We start from the raw sequence: 20,819 nt of genomic DNA on the forward strand, positions 1-20,819 counted from the left end.
ATGATGAAAAACTTAATTTCTCAAGCTCAGGCTTGGTGGAGCAGCATCTCACAGCGTGAGCAGCGTTTGGTCATGGGATGTGGCGCTATTGCCGTTATCGGTATTATCTATTGGGGATTGCTACAGCCAATGAGCCAACGGGCGGAGCTAGCTCAATCACGCATTCAAAGTGAAAAACAGTTGCTGGCTTGGGTACAAGATAAAGCGGATGGCATTACTGCACTGCGCAAAAGCAGCGGTGTGAGCTACTCTAGCCAACCGTTGAATCAACTGGTTTCTTCTTCAGCCCGTCGTTATAAAGTTGAGTTGATTCGAGTACAACCTCGCAATGAGAGTGTTCAGGTGTGGATCAAACCACTCGCGTTTAATCAGCTGGTGGATTGGTTACGTTACTTGAAAGAGCAACAGGGTATTGAAGTCGAATTTTTAGATATCGACCGAACGGATCAAGCGGGCATGATTGATGTGAACCGCCTTCAGTTTAAGCGAGGTTAAGGTGAAGCGAGCAGTACTTTACGTTGTTATCTTTATCGTCTTTTTTTCAGTCAGTCTTTTAATGGGATTACCCGTTTCTTGGGTGTTACAGCAAGCACCAACCGTGAGAGGACTAGACATTCAGGGTGCCAATGGCTCTGTATGGCAAGGTCAAGCTTCTAGTGTTCGTTGGCAGCGCCAGAACCTTGGAGAAGTTAATTGGGATTTCCAATGGTCGAGTTTACTAACTGGTAAAGCTGAGTTTGCCGTACGCTTTGGTCGTGGTAGTGAAATGGACGTTCGTGGTCGCGGTTTTGTTGGCTATAGCTTGAGTGATGGCCCTTATGCCAAAAACTTAGTTGCCTCGATCCCGGCAGTAAAAGTTGTGGAGCAAGCACGTCTCCCTGTGCCCGTCGGCGTTGATGGGCAACTTGAGTTAAATATTCGTCATGCGACTTATGCCGCGCCTTGGTGTAAGAATGGTGAAGGCACTTTGGTATGGAATGCCATTGGTATTCAAAGCCCTGTTGGTAGCCTTGAACTCGGTCCTGTGATTGCCGATCTAAACTGTCAGGACAGTGTGTTGACAGCGACTGGTGAGCAAAGCAGTAAACAAGTCTCAGCGGCGTTCTCGGCAGAGCTGATGCCTAATCAGCGATACTCAACCAAAGCCTGGTTTAAGCCAGGAGCTGAGTTCCCATCCAGCATGAGTGAGCAATTGAAATGGTTGGGCAAGCCGAACCCTCAAGGTCAATACGAGTTTAATTACCAAGGTCGCTTCTAACCTATCGTGACAAAAAACAAAATTCTAAAAGAGCTGCGATTGTGCAGCTCTTTTTGCTTTTGGATCATAGTAGGCGAAACCCTCTATTCGCTGTACAAAGATCGTGGTGATAATAGAATGCAATTCTAAGGTTCTGATTTTTAAGGGATCTGTTTTCTTGTGTTCAGCACTTTAAGCGATTGGAACATAGTAGGCCAAATGCTCCTAACGCTGTACAAACAGGTCAAAAAGAAAGGCCACGAACATATTCGTGGCCTTTCAATTGCTAGCATTTAGGCGCTAAAATTTACGGATAGAGCGCTTAATCTTTGCGTTGTAAAATCTCATTCCAAGGTAAATCCGCGTCACCAAGCACAATAAAGTTTGGGTTTTCTAGCGTTTCACGCTCGTTATATGACAGCGGCTCCAATTGCGTGCTGAGAATGCGTCCGCCCGCTTCTTCAACAATGCACTGTGTTGCGGCGGTGTCCCACTCACCTGTTGGGCCTAGTCTGAGATAGCAATCCACAGCGCCTTCTGCAACAAGACACGCTTTTAATGCCGCAGAGCCGAGCGGAATTAAATCGTAATTCCAAGCACTGCTCATGCGGCTAGTGATGCGATTGATATCTTGACGGCGGCTAATGGCAATCGCGATGCTTTGCCCTGGCTGCTCGTGTTTGTGCGTATGGATTTTTACGCTGTCCGACATATCGGGAATTTTCCAAGCACCTTTGCCACTATAAGCGTAATAAGTCACGCCAGAGACAGGGCCATAAACGACCCCCATGGTTGGTTTGTTGTTGTCGACCAGTGCAATAATAGTCGCAAAGTCGCCGCTGCGAGCGATGAATTCTTGAGTACCATCGAGAGGGTCGACTAACCAATACCGTTCCCACTGAGCTCGTTGCTCGAGGCTGATGTCTGCGTCTTCTTCTGACAATACGGGAATGTCGGGTGTGAGTTCACTCAAGCGTTCTGTGATGAGCTTGTGAGCCGCGATATCTGCGCTCGTTACCGGAGTCTCGTCACTTTTTGTGTAGGCCTCGTACTGTTTTTTTTCATATATTTCGAGGATCATTTGCCCGGCACTACGGGCAATTTCGATGACTTGAGGAAGCAGGTGAGATAGATCTTTTGTCATTGGCATAAGTGATAGTCCTTACTCACAGTATTATTCGGTTCTCATGACCGTTATTGGTTATGTTTGTGAGTGGTGTTTGGTAAGTGTTTCAGTGCCAACATTAGCGCGGTGATGCTTCGTGCTTCACAGAAATCCATGTGAGTTAATAACTCTTCGGCTTGCGCAAGTGGCCAACGCACAATTTCCAGTGGCTCAGGCTCATCGCCTTCTTGCTTCTCTGGATAAAGCGCCTGTCCTAAAAATAGAGTCATTTTGCTCGAAAAGTAAGACGGCGCGAGGATAACTTGTTTCAACGGAGTCAGCTGATTGCAGCCAAAGCCGATTTCTTCTTTTAACTCTCGATCCGCAGCTTGGTGTGGGGTTTCACCTGGGTCAATCAACCCCTTCGGGAAGCCCAACTCGTAGCGTTCAGTCCCAGCGGCGTATTCACGTACCAGTAATAAATCGCCTTGCTCAGTCACAGGAACCACCATCACCGCATCGCGCCCACTTGGCTTCATGCGTTCATAAGTACGGTGTTCACCATTGGAAAAACGAAGGTCGAGCGCTTCCACGGCAAACAGTTTGGATTTTGCGACCGTTTGGCATGAGAGTATCTCTGGTGGGGTCCGTTTCGACATGGCGCTGGCTCCTTGGTGTCGTTGGCGTTTACGAGATGCGTAAGATTCTTAATATATGAGAACTCCGCCTGAGTTTCTAGCGGATTTTACGGGCAGAACTAAGCATCTCAAGGTTACCTCAGTATCGATACAAAAATGGGAGACCGAAGCCTCCCATTTTCTGACCGTATTTACTCTTAGTAGTAAGAGTGATCACCACGGTCATGTTCTGTAGCATCACGAACTGCGGTTAGTTCACCAACGAATTGGTTTAGCAGTTCTTTCTCGATGCCTTCTTTTAGTGTTACGTCAACCATAGAACAGCCATTACAGCCGCCACCAAATGCAACAATAGCAATGCCGTCTTCAGTGATCTCAACCAAGTTTACGTGACCACCGTGGCCAGCAAGCTGTGGGTTGACTTGAGTTTGGATAACGTATTCAACGCGCTCAACCAGTGGCGCGTCGTCCGCAACTTTACGCATTTTAGCGTTCGGAGCTTTTAGCGTTAGCTGAGAGCCCATTTTATCGGTAACAAAATCGATTTCAGCGTCTTCAAGGAATGGCAGACTTAGCTCATCCACGTAAGCTGAAAAACCGCTGTAAGGGATTTCAGTGTCGGTCGCTTCTACTGCTTCTGGTGGGCAGTAAGACACGCCACACTCAGCGTTTTGTGTACCTGGGTTCACAACGAAAATACGAATGTTAGTCCCTTCAGGCTGTTGACCTAAAAGGTTAGCGAAATGCGTTTGCGCAGTTTCTGTAATAGTAATATTTGACACGACGAATACCCGAGTAAATTTGTAGGTTACTGCTGCTATTCTACTCTTGTTGACGTATGGGTCTAGTCTTTTTGATGCTAAGGCATGGCGAAGCGATCTAGAGAGAACGAGGAGCAGGTGTTCTGCAGATGCAGTAAATATCGATGCTTTCTACACCAACTTCAAGTAGTAAATGACATAATTGTCGGACGGTACTGCCTGTGGTGACCACATCATCGACGATGGCAACGTGGGAAGATGGCGGTCGCTTATTGAGAACAAATGCGCCTTTTAGGTTTTGTTCACGGCTCGCTTTAGTATTGCCGCGCTGTGATTGGGCGAGTCTGACCCGGCGAAAGACCTTCGCGTCGAAATTGGTTTGCAATTGCTGGGCGAGGTGTCGGGCTAAAACATCACTTTGATTAAATCCCCGGCGTAGGTAGCGCTGCCAGTGCAATGGTACACTGGTAATGATTGGAGCTGGTGTTGTAATGTGCTGCGCCAGTTGCTGGGTTAGTGCTTTTACATGCCAAGACTCTCCGTGATCTTTAAAGCGTTGTACTTCCCGTGAAAGGGGAAAGTCGTAATCGCCTAACGTATATAGCCTTTGCCATGGCGGTGGTTCTGAAAGGCATTCACCACAAATACTATCCGTACTCATCTCCTCTTTCTGTAACGTTAAACCGCAACGTTGGCATCGCTTGATTGGAGTTAGGTGCTGTAAACAGTGCTCACACCAACGCAGAGCATGCGTGTGGTTTGGTGTTTGAATAGGGAACCGACACAGACCGCATTGACTGCTCAACACGCGATGCATGATGTTTTGCCAGTGATGAGATAACATAGCGCTTATTCATGGTGATATTTTACTCAGCCTAACGCTTGGCTGATGGCGTAGGGAATAAAATTAGTGGGAGAGATTGAGAGCATGAGCACGAAATTACATTGGCAGTCGTTTGGTGAAGGACCTGATCTGGTGTTGCTACATGGTTGGGGTATGAATGGCGCGGTTTGGCAGCAAACCGTCGAATCACTTCAAACTGATTTCCGTGTTCATGTTGTTGACCTTCCGGGTTATGGACACAGTGCCGAGCATCATGGTGAAGATTTAGACCATATTGCTAACTTGGTGGTGCAAAGTGCGCCAAAGAAAGCGATTTGGCTTGGCTGGTCCCTCGGAGGCTTAGTGGCGACGCATGTCGCATTAAACATGCCCGAGCGTGTGACTAAGTTGATCACGGTTGCCAGCTCACCAAAATTTGCCGCAGAAAAACCGTGGCGCGGCATTCAACCGAGTGTACTGAGCGCGTTCACCTCTCAGTTGCTAGAAGATTTTTCACTGACCATTGAGCGCTTTATGGCGTTGCAAGCGATGGGCAGTCCATCTGCACGCAAAGATGTGAAACAACTCAAGCAAGCGGTACTGTCGCGCCCTCAGCCAAACCCTGAGTCGCTGTTGGTTGGGCTAAACATCCTTGCTGATGTGGATCTGCGCGATGCATTGACGTCTCTTTCTGTACCAATGCTGCGTCTTTATGGTCGTTTGGATGGATTGGTGCCGATTAAAGTGGCGAATGATTTAAGTGAACAGTTACCTCATACTCAGCAGTTTGTTTTCAATCAGTCCTCTCATGCGCCCTTTATGACCGAACATGACGAGTTCTGTGCCCAGATTCGAGAGTTTGCTCACGATTAATCAAATACGAGCGGAAAAAGCTCAAGCTGTTTAAAAAGTGGTCGATATAAAGGTTGGTGAGGTTTTATTAGCCAATAAAGCTAAGCCATATTGACGAGTTGGGCGACTCTGAGGAGGGTTCGCAATGATTGTGTCACCGACCAACGTAAGTGTGCCACTTATCGCCCCATCCGTGAATGTGCAGACGGAACAAGCAGCTCGCGACAATAAAGTCCGAGAGCCTGTGACGCCAACGGTCGCATTGGCCAAAACCAATGCAGAGCGAAAAGTAAAAGGCGATGACAAGCGCCGACGTCAGTCTTCTTGGGATCCTTCAGAGCATCCTGATTATGACATGGAAACAGAAGTCGACACGCGTTATCAAGAAGAGCCGGAAGATACACTAGAACGGCTTTTTAGTTTGCTTGCGCTCAAGTCGTACAGTGAAGACCAAGGTAAGGGCTACGCAATTCGTTTTCGCTTACCAAAGCGCATTTTGGATGCTGCGATCAATGAAGGATTAATGGAAAAGCGCAGGAAGGTGATCAAGTTTCATTATGGTCATGCAGTCGCTCCCCATACCCCGTCAGAAGTGATAGCAGTATTATGACGACTCAATATCCTACTCAAACAAAAACGCTCCAAGCAGATTGAACTGATTGGAGCGTTTTCTTTTTAGCTATGAAAGCTCGTTAGCGGTGAGCCTAGGCGAGATTACTTTTTCGCTTTAGCAAACGCTGCCGCAAAAGCACCGCCCATTGCACTGTTCGATGAAGACTCATCGCGGCGAGGCTGACGACGTTGTGCTTGGTCATTACGACGCGGTGCGGCTGAAGAGCGTTGGCTTCGGTTATCTTGACCCGGTTCGTCTTTCATACGCATCGATAGACCAATACGCTTACGCTGTACGTCCACTTCCATCACTTTTACTTTGACGATGTCACCTGCTTTCACGACTTCACGTGGATCAGAAACATAGCGGTCAGTCAGCGCAGAAATGTGGACCAGACCATCTTGGTGAACACCGATATCGACGAAGGCACCAAAGTTGGCTACGTTCGAGACCACGCCTTCTAGGATCATGCCCGGTTCTAGATCAGAAACTGAGTTTACGCCTTCTGCAAACGTAGCGGTCTTGAATTCAGGACGTGGGTCACGACCCGGTTTATCCAGCTCTTTGATGATATCGGTAACCGTTGGGACACCAAAGTGTTCATCGGTATAGTCCACAGCGTGTAAGCCTTTGAGGAATGCTGAGTCACCAATCAGTGCCTTGATGTCTTTGCGGTTTTTCTCAGCAATTGCTTTGACTACTGGGTATGCTTCCGGGTGGACTGCTGAAGCATCAAGTGGGTTCTTGCCGTCCATAATACGTAGGAAGCCCGCACACTGTTCGAACGCTTTAGGACCCAAGCGAGGTACTTTCTTCAACGTCGTACGTGCTTCGAAGCGGCCATTTTCGTCGCGGAAGTCGACAATGTTCTGCGCGATGGTGCTTGATAAGCCTGCTACGCGCGTTAATAGTGCGGCAGAAGCCGTGTTCACATCAACGCCAACCGCGTTTACACAGTCTTCCACAATCGCATCTAGGCGTTTTGCCAACATAGATTGGCTTACATCGTGCTGGTATTGACCCACACCGATCGATTTCGGATCGATTTTCACGAGCTCAGCCAATGGATCTTGCAAACGACGCGCAATCGACACTGCACCACGCAGTGATACGTCCATATTCGGGAACTCTTTCGCTGCGAGTTCAGAGGCCGAGTACACCGATGCGCCTGCTTCGCTGACGATGATTTTCTGAACTTTTAGGTTGCCGCGTTTGATTACGTCTGCGACAAAGCTATCGGTTTCACGAGAAGCCGTGCCGTTACCAATCGCAATTAAATCCACGTTGTACTTACGCACTAACTGGTCAACGATTTGCGCTGATTTGTCGTATTGTTTTTGCGGAGGGTGAGGGTAGATGGTTTCTGTAGCCAGAACTTTACCCGTTGAATCGACAACCGCGATTTTTGAACCGGTACGCAGACCAGGATCGAGACCAAGTGTTGCACGAGGGCCTGCCGGCGCCGCCATCAACAAATCTTTTAGGTTGGTCGCAAATACTTCAATCGCTTCAATTTCAGCACGTTCTTTCATTGTGCCCATTAGCTCGGTTTCCATGTGCATCGATACTTTGATGCGCCATGCCCAGCTGATCACTTGTTTGCGCCATGCATCTGCTGGTGCGCTACTTAACGTCACACCATAATGGTCGGCAATGATGGTTTCACAGTAAGATTGGCGAGCACCTTCTTCCTGCTCTGGGTCAGCGTTCATGGCTAAAGTCAGGAAGCCTTCATTGCGGCCGCGCAACATCGCAAGTGCACGGTGAGAAGGGACTTTGCTCAGCGGTTCGTTGTGATTGAAGTAATCTTTGAACTTCTCACCTTCTTGCTCTTTTCCTTCAACGACTCGTGAGACAAGTTCCGCATTACGATTTAAGTGGTTACGGACTTTTTCCAGTAAGTTTGCGTCTTCAGCAATGCGTTCCATGATGATCGCACGGGCACCGTCTAGGGCGGCTTTGGTATCTGTGATGCCTTTGTCGGCATCAAGATATTTACTTGCTTCGCGTTCTGGATCGGTTTGCGGATGATTCCACAGCATGTCAGCTAGCGGTTCTAGGCCGGCTTCAATGGCGATTTGGCCTTTAGTGCGGCGTTTAGGTTTGTAAGGTAAGTAAAGGTCTTCAAGACGAGTCTTGCTATCGGCTTGAATAATTTCTTGCTCAAGCTCAGGCGTCAGTTTGCCTTGCTCTTGGATCGATTTGAGAATGGTTTGACGGCGGTCATCCATTTCACGAAGGTAAGACAGACGGCTGTCCAGAGTACGCAGTTGGGTATCATCAAGGCCACCCGTCACCTCTTTGCGGTAACGTGCAATAAAAGGGACGGTGTTACCGTCATCAATTAGGGTGACAGCGGCGTTGACTTGCTCTGGGCGAACATTCAGTTCTTGAGCAATCATACGACAGATAGCTTGGCTCATCCGTGTTTTCTCTTTCAATTCGGTTTGGGTTGTATAGAACATTGGGGTCGTTCGAAGAATTTGCAATGTTTTAAATTAACGAGACAAAAATTTACCGGGCGCTGGTGGACATCAGTCAGATTTGTGTCAAAACTGTAATTAAATTGAGAACTTATATCCGCAACTATCGACTAACCTATATCCACGGTTATTGATATAACTAAATGTACCTCGGCTTATACGGATAATCATGATGAAAAAAATGTCTTTGGCGTTAGCGCTTACGAGTGCCTTACTTGTCGCCCCGCTTAGTTGGGCACAATCCATATCAGCAACCACACAAGACCCTGTATATCAGCTTGATGACAAGTTGGTGCTTGGACGAGTGGAGAGCGTTTACTACAGTGATATTCCAGAGCTAAAAGCGGTACCATTTATTGGCAAGATTGATACTGGTGCTGACACCACGTCTATGCATGCAGAGAACATCCATGTCAGTAGCTCTCATCCTGACTACCAGAACTTGAAAGACAACGAGTTGTTGTGGGCGATTGTCGATGATTTAGGTGGGACGAAGGCGAAGTGGGATGCCGATACTTTTAAACCATATCAAGTGAAGGTGAGCTTTACGGTTCCTCATCCTTACACAGGAAAAGAAATACAGATTACCGATGATCTGGAGCGAGTGAGCGCCATTCGTAGTCGAACAAGCAAAAAGCCTATTTTACGCCCGACGATAAAAATGCCGATGACGATTGCAGGCCACACCGTTGATACAGAAGTGAACCTGACCAAGCGCACGCAATTCTCTTCTCCTATCTTGATTGGTAAAACCTATCTCGATAACAATGCGTGGGTATTTGCTGGCTACGACTATCTTCAAGAGCAACCAAGCGCAAAAATGATCGGCAAAAAAGAGACGGTTGAAGTTGAGGGCGTGCCATACAAGATCAGCATATCAACCACCAGCCGCTACACCAACGTTCACGCACTGGATATCAAGGTTGATAAAAAGAACAATGCAGTTTCTTTCACGCTAGAAGGTGAAAACGGCAAGCGCCATCCAATGACGTTACCTTTGGTACGCATGCTGAAAACCACTAAGAGCGAGCGTCCGTTGGTCTACTTACCAGTGAAAATCGACGAAAACGAAACTCAACGTTGGTTAGTCTATTTGCGTGACCGCAGTAAGTTCAGTTCACAAATTCGCTTGGGTCAGGATGTCGCGAGCCAACACTTTGTGATTGATACCGACAGAGAAAACCTATTGGGCGGTGTTGAAAAAACGTTCAAGAGCGCACTCAAGTCAAAGCCCCTCGTGATTTCGCCGGAAGAACAAGTCACCATTGATGGTTATACCGTTCCTGCTTACCCCACGTTTACGGTGAAAACGCCATTACTGCGTGTAAATGGCTTTGAAGTAACAGAAAAAGGTAAGGATGAATCCGTCACGTTTTATTTAATGAACGATGAGGGTAAAGAAGAAAAAATTACCAAGCCTGTGGTGAAAAAGCTCAAAGTGGGTAGCACTGTGCGTCCCGTTGTTGATGGCGATTTCCTTTTCGGTAGCAAAGAGACATCAATGGAATTTGCACTCGATGTGCTAGATGAAGACGAGACGCAACCATTTTTCGTTTTTGGTCATGACATCGCCAAAGGCGGTGTGCTGCTGAACACTCGCGCCGACCATTTACTAGATGCAAGACCGCTTTTCAAAGCCGGTCATATCGAAGTGGCTGAAGTGGAAGGGATGTCTTTCCCTGTTAAATTGGACACTGGTGCTGACGTGAGCTCGATTAATGCCAAGGACATCAAGCGCTTTCAAAAAGACGGTAAAGATATGGTGAGCTTTACTTATGAAAACGATCTAGGCATGACCAAGGCGTTTACCCGTGAGGTGGTGGATGTCATGCGTATAACGGCCAAAAAAGGAGAAAAGGCCAACGAACGGCCGGTAGTAGAAATGCACGTTAAACTTGGCGAGTTCGAGAAGAAGATCCGAGTCAATTTGCAAGACCGAGGTCGCTTCCATTACAGCATGATTTTAGGTAAAAACTTCCTAAAACATGGCGCGGTTGTTTCGAGTGATACGAATTACATCGTGACGCAAAAACCAGATTACGAAAAGTAGCACTCTGGCCGCCTTATTATCTTGATACCCAAAGCCCGAACGAAGCCAGTGCTTTGGGTATATCATCTCCTTAATGCTGCTCAAGAGCGGCATTTTTTAGTTGAGATAGGAGTTAACTTGAAAACTAAGCTGATTACCCGTGAAGGTTATAACAAACTCAAACAAGAGCATGATTACCTTTGGAATGAAAAGCGTCCTGAAATCACCAAAATCGTCACCTGGGCGGCGAGCCTGGGCGATCGCTCAGAAAATGCGGATTACACCTTCAACAAACGTCTGCTTCGTCAGATCGATCGTCGTGTTCGATTTCTTCGCAAGTTTCTGCCTGAAGTCACGATCGTTGACTATTCTCCACAGCAAGAAGGCAAAGTCTTTTTTGGTGCTTGGGTTGAAATAGAAAATGAGGCAGGAGAGGTGAAGAAGTTCCGCATAGTTGGGCCTGAAGAGATTTATGGAGATGCGAAAGACTACATCTCTATCGATTCACCTATGGCGCGAGCGATGTTGAAAAAACAAGTGGATGAAGAGTTCACGGTGCGAACCCCAGAAGGTGAAAAAGAGTGGTTCATTAACTCGATTGAATACAACAAACCAGCCTTGGAAGACTGAGGCTTTATCACCGATTCAAGTCTCTTGAAGTTCACTGGAAGTGACTTGAGTCTCAACGTCAGCTTATTGGATACAAAGGCATGGTGCCTTTATCGGAGAAGTAAAATGAACAAAGCAGTCATGTGTGGTGCTGCACTAACAATAGGATTCTCACTCTCAGTTTTTGCTCAAGATGAAGTGAAAGGCTGTGACGCCAAAGAGTTAGCGGTAGAACAGCAGCTTGAGTATGCGAAAGCACAAGGTAATGAACATCGAATTAAAGGCTTAGAACAGGCACTTACCGCTATCCAGAATGAATGTTCGGAAGGTGAACTGCGTCAAGAACTGCAAGCGGAAGTGGACGAAAAGGCGCGAGACGTTGAGGTGCGTGAGCAAGAACTAGCGGAAGCGCAGCGTTCAGGGAAAGCAGACAAAATCGAGAAAAAACGTCACAAATTGGCAGAAGCACAACAAGAGTTGCTTGAGGCCAAACGTGAACTGGAATGGAATTATGGCCAATAGTAGGTGCTGAAAATACCTGCTAGAGAGAGAATAAAGCGCTTAAGATAAAAAGAGTAACAATTTGCTTGAGCACGTTAGGAAAAACAGTGATACATTTTCGACAATAGATGCTTCTGAAAGGATGTTTCAATGCAAGAAAATCATAAAATTTTAGTGGTTGATGACGATGCTCGTTTACGTGCTCTATTGGAGCGTTACCTTTCTGAGCAAGGTTTTCAGGTCCGAAGTGTCGCCAATGGCGAACAGATGGATCGCCTACTAACGCGCGAAAACTTTCACTTAATGGTGCTAGACCTAATGTTGCCAGGTGAAGACGGTTTGTCGATTTGTCGTCGTTTACGCCACGCGAACAACATGCTGCCAATCTTAATGCTCACCGCGAAAGGTGATGAAGTGGACCGCATTGTGGGTCTGGAAGTGGGGGCGGATGATTATTTGCCAAAACCATTTAACCCACGTGAATTACTCGCTCGCATTAAAGCCGTACTACGCCGTCAAACCGTAGAGTTGCCGGGTGCGCCAAGCACCGAAGAAAAAGTAGTGGAGTTTGGCGAGTTCCGACTCAATCTAGGCACTCGCGAGATGTTCCGCGGTGACGAGGCAATGCCACTGACCTCAGGAGAGTTTGCTGTCCTGAAAGCGCTCGTGACGAATGCGCGAGAGCCGATGTCACGAGACAAATTGATGAACATGGCACGTGGCCGTGAATATTCTGCGATGGAACGTTCTATTGACGTGCAAATCTCACGTTTGCGTCGCATGTTAGAAGACGATCCAAGCAAGCCACGCTACATTCAAACCGTGTGGGGGTTAGGTTACGTTTTCGTCCCAGACGGCAAAGAGGTGTAATCTCCTCACTCAATAGCCAGCACTTGGCTATAGCAACTTCAGCCTTCAAGTCCTTCCCTTCGAAGGCTGAAATTTCGCGATTAGGACCACCAGGAACGTTCCATGCGCATCCGAAGTTCACTGACACAATCTATTCTGCTGTTCATCTCTTTGCTTCTCGCTAGCCAAGTTTTCTCTTACTACGCCGTTTTTAACTACGCGTTGATGCCGAGTTTGCAGCAGTTCAATAAAATTCTCGCCCATGAGCTTAATTTGGTGCTTGATGATGAAGGGCCATTAAAATCTGATGCACCGCTGAGACGTCAATTATTAGAAAGGCTGGGGGTGACGGTTCACAGCCTCGACAGCGATAAAGCGGTTGAATTTCATCACGCGATGTCGATTGATTTGATGTCTGAAGAAATGAGCCAAGAGCTAGGTTCGCCCACCGAAGTGCGCTTATTGCTTGGCGATGAAAGTTACATCTTGTGGATGTGCATCGAAAAGTTGCCGAACTCCATCATTCGTATTCCTTTATCTGAGCTGCAAGAAGAAGATTTTGCACCGCTGTTTCGTAACAGCTTGATTATGGCGCTGCTGATCATTGCTGGTGGTTGGTTGTTTATTCGTTTACAAAACCGCCCTCTTTTGGCTTTAGAGAGAGCCGCGAAAGATGTCGGTCGAGGTGAAATCCCGCCACCGTTGGCAGAAAAAGGCGCATCGGAGATTCGCTCTGTAACCCGAGCGTTTAATCAAATGTCCAAAGGCATTCAGGAGCTCGAAGAAGATCGCGCCCTATTAATGGCGGGGATTAGCCATGACTTGCGAACACCGCTGACGCGCATTCGCTTAGCGACAGAAATGATGTCTCCCGAGGACAGCTACCTTGCAGAAGGGATCATTAGCGATACGGAAGAATGTAATGAGATAATTAGTCAGTTTATGGACTACCTCAAACCGGTGAACAAAGAATCGTTTGAACCTGTGGATATCAGTACGATTGCTAATGATGTCGCCAGTTCAGAAGGTGGCTATGAGGCTGAAATTGAAACGGATCTTAATCCTAACCTGCCACCAGCCAAAGGAAGCGCCATTGCGATTAAACGGGCGATCAGTAATTTAGTTGTCAATGCACTGCGTTACGGCAATGGCTGGGTCAAAATCAGTACCGGTGTGACGGCAGATAAGCAGCTAGTGTGGATATCGGTAGAAGACAACGGACCGGGTATCGAGCATTCTCAAATCGCAAAATTATTTGAACCCTTTACGCGTGGTGATACAGCTCGCGGCAGTGAAGGTACAGGGCTTGGGCTGGCGATAGTGAAGCGCATAATCAGCCAGCACTCAGGCTCTGTGGTGATGCGCAATCGCAGTGAAGGCGGTTTAATCGCTCAAATCAGCTTTCCTACCAAGTAAGTCGGTGACTGTACCATTTAAAACAAAAAGCCTAACCTAAACAGGTTGGGCTTTGCTTTTCTCTACAATCTTATTAAGACTCTTTCACTTCTTGAGGAAGTTCATCTTCGTCTTCCAGTTTCTCTGGCAGAAGTAGGTTTAAAATGATCGCTGTGATACCACCTGCAGCAACGCCAGTGGAGAAAATACTCTTAATAAATTCTGGCATGAATTGCAGAATCTCTGGTTTTTGCGCGATACCAAGCCCCATTGAGAAGGATAAGGCCATGATCAGAATTGCGCGGCGATCGAGCTCAACACGAGAGATAATACGCACACCAGCGGCAGCAATGGTACCAAACATGACAATCGTTGCGCCGCCAAGTACTGGCTCAGGAATCAGCTGAACAAAGCTAGCGACACCAGGAAACAAGCCAAGAATCACTAACATGCCAGAAATAAAGTAACCCACGTAACGGCTCGCAACCCCTGTTAGCATGATGATGCCGTTATTCTGGCTAAAGGTGGAGTTCGGGAAACTGTTAAACACGGCTGCGATTGCAGAGTTTAAGCCGTCTGCTAGTACACCCCCCTTAATGCGTTTCATGTACACAGGGCCTTTGACTGGCTCGCCAGACACTTCGGATGTGGCGGTAATATCGCCGATGGCTTCTAGTGCGGTAATAAAGAAAATCAGTACCAGCGGAATGAACAGAGACCAGTCAAACGATAAGCCATATTGCATTGGTACCGGTAGTGCTACAAGCTCGGTTGTGCCTAGCTGAGAAGTATCTACCATTCCCATAAAATACGCCATGATGTAGCCTACCAGCATCGCAATCACAATCGAAGCCACACGGATGTATGGGTTTTTCGAGCGGTTTAATATCACAATCAAGCCAAGTACCGTTCCAGCGAGCGCCAGTTTGTCTAAGCTGCCGAATGTTCCTTCATTTAATGCCGCGTAGCCACCCCCCATTGATACCAAGCCGACTTGAATCAGTGTGAGACCGATAAGAGTGACGACAATGCCTGAAACGAGCGGAGTGATAATGCGACGGGCATGCTCTAATACGCGAGATAGGAAAATCTCTGCAAATGATGCCACTAAAATCGTACCAAAAATGGCTGCCATCATGGTGCTGATGTCTGCTCCACCTGCTTTCAGCGATAGGCCTGCACCAATAATAGGACCTAAAAAGTTAAAGCTGGTGCCTTGAACAGAGAGTAAACCAGAGCCAATTGGGCCAAAGGTGCGAATTTGAATAAACGAAGACACGCCTGACGCAAATAAAGACATGCTGATGATGGTATTCGTTTGGTCTGCTGGTACACCCAAAGATTGACAGATGATCAGTGACGGAGTGATAACCGCGACGAACATCGCCAATAAGTGCTGAAGTGCGGCAAAAATGGTTTGAGGCAAAGGTGGTCGATCATTGAGTTGATAAACCAGTTCCGAAGATCGGTTTGAAGTTGTCATTGTTTGTCTCGCTAGTCGCAATATATTCCCAGATCTCGCTGAATGGGAGAGCAGGGTGGAGTTGACGTCGTTACCTGTGATTGCTGTTAATCAGAGTCAACTCAGGTTGGTGGAGTGTGATTCAACACACTTAAAAAATTTGTGCGCGATTATAGAGAGATTCACCTAAAAAGCAAACGATTGCTTTGGTTTTTAGCGTATTAAAAAACGAGCCATTTGGCTCGCTTTTAATCACTATGCTTTGGAGTAAATATCCCGCTCACCCAACCAGCGATCAATAATTGCTGTTGCGTTAGTCGGGTAATTGTCATGAATGTGACGCGCAATGCGCTGAACTTCGGGAATCAGGCATTGATCTCGAACTAAGTCTGCGATTTTGAAATCAGCAAGACCAGTCTGTTTTGTACCCAAGAGTTCGCCTGGACCACGAATCTCTAAGTCTTTCTGTGCGATGACGAAGCCATCGTTACTTTCACGTAGTACTCCCAGACGTTTTTGCGCGGTTTTCGACAGTGGAGAGTGGTACAGCAGCACACAATGGCTAGCAACGGAGCCTCGGCCCACACGACCTCTTAACTGGTGTAATTGTGCTAAACCAAGACGTTCGGGGTTTTCGATGATCATCAAGCTAGAGTTTGGCACGTCTACGCCCACCTCTATCACGGTTGTCGCTACAAGTAGGTGAAGCTTGTTGTCTTTGAAGTCTTGCATCACCGCTTGTTTCTCTGCCGGCTTCATTCGGCCGTGTACTAGACCAATTTTTACGTCCGGTAGCTTACGTTGAAGCTCTTCAGCGGTATCTGCCGCGGCTTGCGCTTCTAATACTTCCGACTCATCAATCAGAGTACACACCCAATATGCCTGCTTGCCTTCGTTTAAGCAGGCATTTCGGACACGCTCGACGATGTCGTCACGTTTTGTGTCAGGAATGGCAACGGTTTGAATCGGCGTTCGACCCGGAGGCAGTTCGTCAATCACGGAAGTTTCCAGGTCAGCGTATGCGGTCATCGCTAACGTGCGAGGAATAGGCGTTGCCGTCATGATCAACTGATGTGGGTAGGCGCCTTGTTTTGCGCCTTTTTCACGTAACTCTAATCGCTGATGGACACCGAAGCGGTGCTGTTCATCAATGATGACCAAAGCAAGGTGATGAAATTCAACGTGCTCTTGGAATAGCGCGTGAGTACCCACTACCATTTGTGCTTCACCACTGGCAATGCGAGCCAGCTCGGCTTCCTTTGCCTTACCTTTGAGTTTGCCCGCTAACCAACCGACTTGAATGTCCATTGTTTCAAACCAGTTGGCGAAGTTGATCGCGTGTTGCTCAGCCAATAGTTCGGTTGGTGCCATGAGTGCCACCTGATAGCCGTGCTCAATGGCACGAACGGCGGCCAGAGCGGCAACCAACGTCTTCCCCGATCCCACATCACCTTGCACTAGGCGCATCATTGGGTGGGGTTTTTCTAAATCGGTTTCAATCTCTTGTACTACTCGGGTTTGAGCGTTCGTAGGAGAGAAAGGCAGTTGGGCTAAAAGCTGCGTTTTTAGTTTATTGCAAGGACCGAGAGGTAACGCTGAATCCTTCTGGCCTTTGCTACGCACCGCCAACATCGATAAGTTTTGTGCGAGCAACTCTTCCATGATCAAGCGGATTTGAGCAGGATGTTTGCCTTCGTCAAACTCATCTAAATTAATGGTTGGTGGTGGGCGATGAATGGTGTGCAGCGCTTGCGACATCGTGATTTGATGGTTATACAGCCCGGCTGGAAGTAATTCCTGCACTGCGGTTTTATCAAGCAGCGCTAAAGCTTGTTCGGTAAGGTTGCGCAATGTGATTTGGCGTAAACCATCTGTAGTGGGATAAACAGGGGTTAAGCTCTGTTCTACATCGGGCTTTTGATCGCTGACGTAAAACTTGTAGTCAGGATGAACAATTTCCAAGCCCATGCCACCGCGCTTAATTTCACCGTAAGCATGTACTAACTTACCTTGTGTGAAATTGTTCTTCATGGCCGCGGTAAAGTTGAAAAAGCGCAGCGTGATAGTGCCATTACCGTCGCTGATTTTTACCGTTAACATTTTGCGCTTACCGAAGATGGTATCGACTGCCATGACCTTGCCTTGCACGGCCGCCCAAAGGCCAGCATGCAGTTTAGCAATAGGATAAATACGGGTACGATCTTCGTAGCGCAGTGGAAGATGAAACAGCAAATCTTGAACGCTATGTAAGCCAACTTTGGCGAGTTTTTCTGCGACTTTCGCGCCAACTCCAGAAAGGGAGGTTAATGGGACGGCAGATAACATTTGGGCGGACATAGAGGGCTCAAGAAAATGGTTAACATAGCAGTATGTTAACCATGGAGCTGTGTTTTTGTACAGGAAAAAATAGTCATGCTTTAGTTAGTGTCATGATTTGACTGATAACCTATCATTCCGAGGAGCTTTAGCGACATCAGGATTCTATTTCCAACAAGTATGTCGCTGAAGTTAACACTACCAGCATCTGTATACTCCAGAATTAGATCTTGAATCACGCCCCTTCGCCGCTGTTCAGGATGACGAAAGTCTGTTACTTGCTTTGCATCTCTTGCCACCACGCGTCATCGGCGATGATTTGACCTTCTTCATCGAGTGGTGGGTAAACGAGCCCTTTTCGTTTCGCGACCTTTGCCAGCACTGGGTGACCACGTTCAAAGAGAATACGGTTGATTGTCTCTTTAGGCAGAGCGCTTTCTTCTCGGTCGTACATGCCTGCGGCTTCACGTTGACGTTGCGCTTCATACAAAATTACAGCACTGGCAACCGATACGTTTAGTGACTGCACCATGCCTATCATCGGGATAATTATGTCTTGATCGGCAAGTTGTTTGGCTTGATCTGAAGCGCCAACTTTTTCACTGCCTAAAATGATGGCAGTTGGTTTGGTGTAGTCGATTTCGCGAAAATCGACGGCGGTGTCTGAAAGATTGGTCACCAAAACCTGCATACCTTGCGCTTTGAGCTCGGTAATCGCAGTTTCAATTGAATCGTGAGTATCAACTTCAACCCAGTTACGCGCGCCAGCTGAGGTATGGCTCAGCGTACGCATTTTGTCAGGCCAAATGGCATGAACTTTGTGTAAACCTGTCGCGTCAGCGGTACGGATCACGGCAGAGACGTTGTTTGGCTTATGTACTTCTTCGAGACAAAGTGTCAGATCAGTTTGGCGAGTTTTTAGGACTTGGTGAATGCGGTTGTAACGTTCTAGGTTCATATTTATTGAGGTATAAAAAATCGCCACCTAACAGGGTAGGTGGCGATAGAGGTTAGTTCTTTCTGCGTCTGACTCGGGTTGCTTGAGGCATTGCCTTAATCTTACGCATGATACCAGCAAGGTGGACGCGATCTTTCGTCGTCAACAGCACAGTCACAGTGTACAAACGACCATCACGTTCTTCCGTTGAAAGACCATGAATGTTTGACCCTGTTTTCGAGATCACGTTGGTCAGTTCTGCAAGAGCACCTTGGTTGTTCAGCATGTCGACTTTAAGTTCAGCAATAAACTCTTTGTCGTAGTCGTCAGACCAAGCGACAGCCATATAACGGTCTGGCTCTTTCTGATAACCACGAACGTTCGGACATGTTTCTCGGTGAACAACCAAACCACGACCAGGCGATACGTGAGCAATAATGTGATCATCTGGGATAGGATGACAACAATTTGCAAACGTCAGCAATAAGCCTTCTGCGCCACGAATCGGAAGCTTCTTCTTCGAGTCCGTTGGGATTGAGCTTGTTGTCGTGAGCTCTTCGGTATCACCAAGGAGACGACGTGCAATCACAATACTCATCAACTCACCCAATCCAATAGCTGCCAATAAATCATCGATGCTTTCTAGGCGAAGATCATTCAAGACTTCTTGGATATTTTCTGGATAAATTGAATCAATCGAGTGGCGGCCAAGTGCGTGATTAAGTAGGCGACGACCTAAAGTAATCGACTCTTCACGACGCATCGTTTTCAGTACTTGTCGGATCTTAGTGCGGGCACGAGAAGTCACGACATAGTTTAGCCATGCCGCATTCGGACGCGCACCAGGGGCACTGATAATTTCCACCGTCTGACCGTTTTTCAATGCCTTACTCAATGGGTAAGGGTTACGATCAACACGAGCACCAACACAAGAGTTGCCTACATCGGTATGTACGGCATAGGCAAAGTCGACAGCCGTTGCGCCTAAAGGCAATTCAACGATACGACCTTTTGGTGTGAAGACGTAAATCTCATCTGGGAAAAGATCGGATTTTACGTTTTCAATGAATTCGAATGAGTTACCCGCGCTTTGTTGTAGCTCTAACAGGCTTTGCATCCAACGCTGAGCTTTCACTTGCGCAGTGGTGCCAGACTTGTCGCCTTTGTCTTTGTAAGACCAGTGTGCCGCGACACCTTTGTCCGCCATTTGATCCATATCTTCAGTACGGATCTGAACTTCAACAGGTACGCCATGTGGGCCAACCATGGAAGTGTGTAGCGATTGGTAGCCGTTCGCCTTTGGTACCGCGATGTAATCTTTCATGCGACCAGGACGTGGCTTATACAAGCTGTGTACTTGGCCTAAAACGCGATAACAAGTATCAGCGGTATCAACAACGACTCGGAACGCATAGATATCCATGATGGTGTGAAAGCGCTGTTCTTTGGTTTTCATCTTGTTATAGATAGAGAACAGGTTTTTCTCACGACCAACCACACGAGCATTCAAGCCGAAATCTTGCAGACGGCCTTCTATTTCGCTGTGAATACGTTGGATCATCTCTTTACGATTGCCGCGTGCCGCTTTTACCACTTCTTTTAGTACGCGGTAGCGGTTGGGATATAGCGCTTCAAAGCCCAGCTCTTCGAGTTCGGTTTTGATATTGTGAATACCAAGACGATGAGCGAGTGGCGCGTAAATCTCTAACGTTTCACGAGCAATACGACGTTTTTTATCTGGTCGAAGCGCGCCAAGCGTACGCATGTTGTGCGTGCGGTCAGCCAGTTTGATCAGAATGACGCGGATATCTTGCACCATGGCCAGAACCATCTTACGAAAGTTCTCGGCCTGAGCCTCTTTCCTATCGCGGAATTTGAGTTTGTCCAGTTTAGATACACCATCAACCAATTCTGCGACAGTGTTGCCGAATTTCTCTTCGAGATCTTCTTTAGTTACATCACAGTCTTCAATGACGTCATGTAGCAAAGCAGCTTGGAGGGTTTCGATATCAAGGCGCATTTCGGCCAAGATACGAGCCACAGCGACAGGGTGGATGATGTATGGTTCACCGCTAGAGCGGGTTTGCCCTTCATGGGCATCTCTCGCTACCACATAAGATTGACGCAGAGCCTCAATCTGAGGCTCTGTTAGGTATTCTTGGGCAACGTCTTTGAGGCTATCGAATAGATACAAATTATAGGCCCGGGA

18 protein-coding genes are annotated in these 20,819 nt (G+C 47.4%); 9 read left to right on the top strand and 9 right to left on the bottom strand.

All coding sequences use genetic code 11. The annotated features are described in order from the left end of the window. Positions 1-3: 3 nt before the first annotated feature. Together NL644_RS16575 and NL644_RS16580 are read left to right on the top strand one after the other, a co-directional pair. Positions 4-495 (top strand): type II secretion system protein M, encoded by a 492-nt coding sequence (locus NL644_RS16575; RefSeq protein ID WP_012841219.1) that lies wholly within the window; start codon positions 4-6, stop codon positions 493-495. Between the two features lies 1 nt (position 496). After that, a complete protein-coding gene (locus NL644_RS16580; protein WP_114323038.1) occupies positions 497-1,258 on the top strand; it encodes a type II secretion system protein N in 762 nt (253 codons plus the stop codon). Between the two features lie 301 nt (positions 1,259-1,559). Here NL644_RS16580 and cysQ read toward each other — a convergent pair whose 3' ends face one another. The 4 genes from cysQ to NL644_RS16600 all read right to left on the bottom strand — a co-directional run bounded on the left by cysQ (position 1,560) and on the right by NL644_RS16600 (position 4,585). Further along, positions 1,560-2,387, bottom strand: a complete 828-nt coding sequence (gene cysQ, locus NL644_RS16585) for a 3'(2'),5'-bisphosphate nucleotidase CysQ (protein ID WP_005394972.1) — start codon at positions 2,385-2,387, stop codon at positions 1,560-1,562. A gap of 44 nt (positions 2,388-2,431) precedes the next feature. Then, positions 2,432-3,001, bottom strand: coding sequence for an ADP compounds hydrolase NudE (gene nudE, locus NL644_RS16590; RefSeq protein ID WP_005394971.1), 570 nt, complete (start codon positions 2,999-3,001; stop codon positions 2,432-2,434). Positions 3,002-3,177: 176 nt separating this feature from the next. Then, a complete protein-coding gene (gene nfuA / locus NL644_RS16595) occupies positions 3,178-3,762 on the bottom strand; it encodes a Fe-S biogenesis protein NfuA (protein WP_005394968.1) in 585 nt (194 codons plus the stop codon). A gap of 97 nt (positions 3,763-3,859) precedes the next feature. Next, positions 3,860-4,585 (bottom strand): ComF family protein, encoded by a 726-nt coding sequence (locus tag NL644_RS16600; RefSeq protein ID WP_114323039.1) that lies wholly within the window; start codon positions 4,583-4,585, stop codon positions 3,860-3,862. 84 nt (positions 4,586-4,669) lie between these two features. Between NL644_RS16600 and bioH the strand changes: the two genes are divergently transcribed. Then, positions 4,670-5,437, top strand: coding sequence for a pimeloyl-ACP methyl ester esterase BioH (gene bioH, locus NL644_RS16605; protein ID WP_181869496.1), 768 nt, complete (start codon positions 4,670-4,672; stop codon positions 5,435-5,437). A gap of 124 nt (positions 5,438-5,561) precedes the next feature. Further along, positions 5,562-6,026, top strand: coding sequence for a hypothetical protein (locus NL644_RS16610; protein WP_005379316.1), 465 nt, complete (start codon positions 5,562-5,564; stop codon positions 6,024-6,026). A gap of 104 nt (positions 6,027-6,130) precedes the next feature. Here the strand turns inward: NL644_RS16610 and NL644_RS16615 are convergent, their stop codons facing one another. Next, entirely contained in the window at positions 6,131-8,452 is a 2,322-nt protein-coding gene (locus NL644_RS16615; RefSeq protein WP_114323041.1) for a Tex family protein, read from the bottom strand. 229 nt (positions 8,453-8,681) lie between these two features. On the opposite strand from NL644_RS16615, the gene NL644_RS16620 reads away from it, so the two are divergent. From NL644_RS16620 to envZ, 5 genes are all read left to right on the top strand, one after another. After that, the gene (locus NL644_RS16620; RefSeq protein WP_114323042.1) at positions 8,682-10,562 is read left to right on the top strand and encodes a RimK/LysX family protein; all 1,881 of its coding nucleotides are present in this window, start codon (positions 8,682-8,684) and stop codon (positions 10,560-10,562) included. 117 nt (positions 10,563-10,679) lie between these two features. Next, the gene (gene greB / locus NL644_RS16625) at positions 10,680-11,171 is read left to right on the top strand and encodes a transcription elongation factor GreB (RefSeq protein WP_005394962.1); all 492 of its coding nucleotides are present in this window, start codon (positions 10,680-10,682) and stop codon (positions 11,169-11,171) included. A gap of 105 nt (positions 11,172-11,276) precedes the next feature. After that, entirely contained in the window at positions 11,277-11,672 is a 396-nt protein-coding gene (locus NL644_RS16630) for a DUF1090 domain-containing protein (RefSeq protein ID WP_052708167.1), read from the top strand. A gap of 129 nt (positions 11,673-11,801) precedes the next feature. Beyond that, on the top strand, positions 11,802-12,521 hold the full coding sequence (ompR, locus tag NL644_RS16635) for a two-component system response regulator OmpR (protein WP_005394960.1): 720 nt from the start codon (positions 11,802-11,804) through the stop codon (positions 12,519-12,521). A gap of 102 nt (positions 12,522-12,623) precedes the next feature. After that, a complete protein-coding gene (gene envZ, locus NL644_RS16640; RefSeq protein ID WP_253658641.1) occupies positions 12,624-13,916 on the top strand; it encodes a two-component system sensor histidine kinase EnvZ in 1,293 nt (430 codons plus the stop codon). Between the two features lie 73 nt (positions 13,917-13,989). On the opposite strand, the gene NL644_RS16645 is transcribed toward envZ, so the two are convergent. The 4 genes from NL644_RS16645 to spoT all read right to left on the bottom strand — a co-directional run bounded on the left by NL644_RS16645 (position 13,990) and on the right by spoT (position 20,804). Next, positions 13,990-15,378: a uracil-xanthine permease family protein gene (locus NL644_RS16645; RefSeq protein WP_047009401.1), complete on the bottom strand. Its 1,389-nt coding sequence runs from the start codon at positions 15,376-15,378 to the stop codon at positions 13,990-13,992. A gap of 234 nt (positions 15,379-15,612) precedes the next feature. After that, the gene (recG, locus tag NL644_RS16650; protein ID WP_114323044.1) at positions 15,613-17,694 is read right to left on the bottom strand and encodes an ATP-dependent DNA helicase RecG; all 2,082 of its coding nucleotides are present in this window, start codon (positions 17,692-17,694) and stop codon (positions 15,613-15,615) included. Between the two features lie 253 nt (positions 17,695-17,947). Beyond that, the gene (trmH, locus tag NL644_RS16655) at positions 17,948-18,631 is read right to left on the bottom strand and encodes a tRNA (guanosine(18)-2'-O)-methyltransferase TrmH (RefSeq protein WP_012841211.1); all 684 of its coding nucleotides are present in this window, start codon (positions 18,629-18,631) and stop codon (positions 17,948-17,950) included. 52 nt (positions 18,632-18,683) lie between these two features. After that, on the bottom strand, positions 18,684-20,804 hold the full coding sequence (gene spoT, locus NL644_RS16660) for a bifunctional GTP diphosphokinase/guanosine-3',5'-bis pyrophosphate 3'-pyrophosphohydrolase (protein ID WP_005394948.1): 2,121 nt from the start codon (positions 20,802-20,804) through the stop codon (positions 18,684-18,686). Between the last annotated feature and the right edge of the window lie 15 nt (positions 20,805-20,819).

The organism is Vibrio sp. Y10_XG_PY6, assembly GCF_024181795.1.
GTDB lineage: Bacteria > Pseudomonadota > Gammaproteobacteria > Enterobacterales > Vibrionaceae > Vibrio > Vibrio diabolicus.

Coding starts and splice junctions, on each gene's coding strand:
- NL644_RS16575 (WP_012841219.1), top strand. CDS start 4: ATGAAAAACTTAATTTCTCAAGCTCAGGCTTGGTGGAGCAGCATCTCA.
- cysQ (WP_005394972.1), bottom strand. CDS start 2,387: ATGCCAATGACAAAAGATCTATCTCACCTGCTTCCTCAAGTCATCGAA.
- nudE (WP_005394971.1), bottom strand. CDS start 3,001: ATGTCGAAACGGACCCCACCAGAGATACTCTCATGCCAAACGGTCGCA.
- NL644_RS16600 (WP_114323039.1), bottom strand. CDS start 4,585: ATGTTATCTCATCACTGGCAAAACATCATGCATCGCGTGTTGAGCAGT.
- bioH (WP_181869496.1), top strand. CDS start 4,670: ATGAGCACGAAATTACATTGGCAGTCGTTTGGTGAAGGACCTGATCTG.
- NL644_RS16610 (WP_005379316.1), top strand. CDS start 5,562: ATGATTGTGTCACCGACCAACGTAAGTGTGCCACTTATCGCCCCATCC.
- NL644_RS16615 (WP_114323041.1), bottom strand. CDS start 8,452: ATGAGCCAAGCTATCTGTCGTATGATTGCTCAAGAACTGAATGTTCGC.
- NL644_RS16620 (WP_114323042.1), top strand. CDS start 8,682: ATGATGAAAAAAATGTCTTTGGCGTTAGCGCTTACGAGTGCCTTACTT.
- NL644_RS16630 (WP_052708167.1), top strand. CDS start 11,277: ATGAACAAAGCAGTCATGTGTGGTGCTGCACTAACAATAGGATTCTCA.
- ompR (WP_005394960.1), top strand. CDS start 11,802: ATGCAAGAAAATCATAAAATTTTAGTGGTTGATGACGATGCTCGTTTA.
- envZ (WP_253658641.1), top strand. CDS start 12,624: ATGCGCATCCGAAGTTCACTGACACAATCTATTCTGCTGTTCATCTCT.
- NL644_RS16645 (WP_047009401.1), bottom strand. CDS start 15,378: ATGACAACTTCAAACCGATCTTCGGAACTGGTTTATCAACTCAATGAT.
- recG (WP_114323044.1), bottom strand. CDS start 17,694: ATGTCCGCCCAAATGTTATCTGCCGTCCCATTAACCTCCCTTTCTGGA.
- trmH (WP_012841211.1), bottom strand. CDS start 18,631: ATGAACCTAGAACGTTACAACCGCATTCACCAAGTCCTAAAAACTCGC.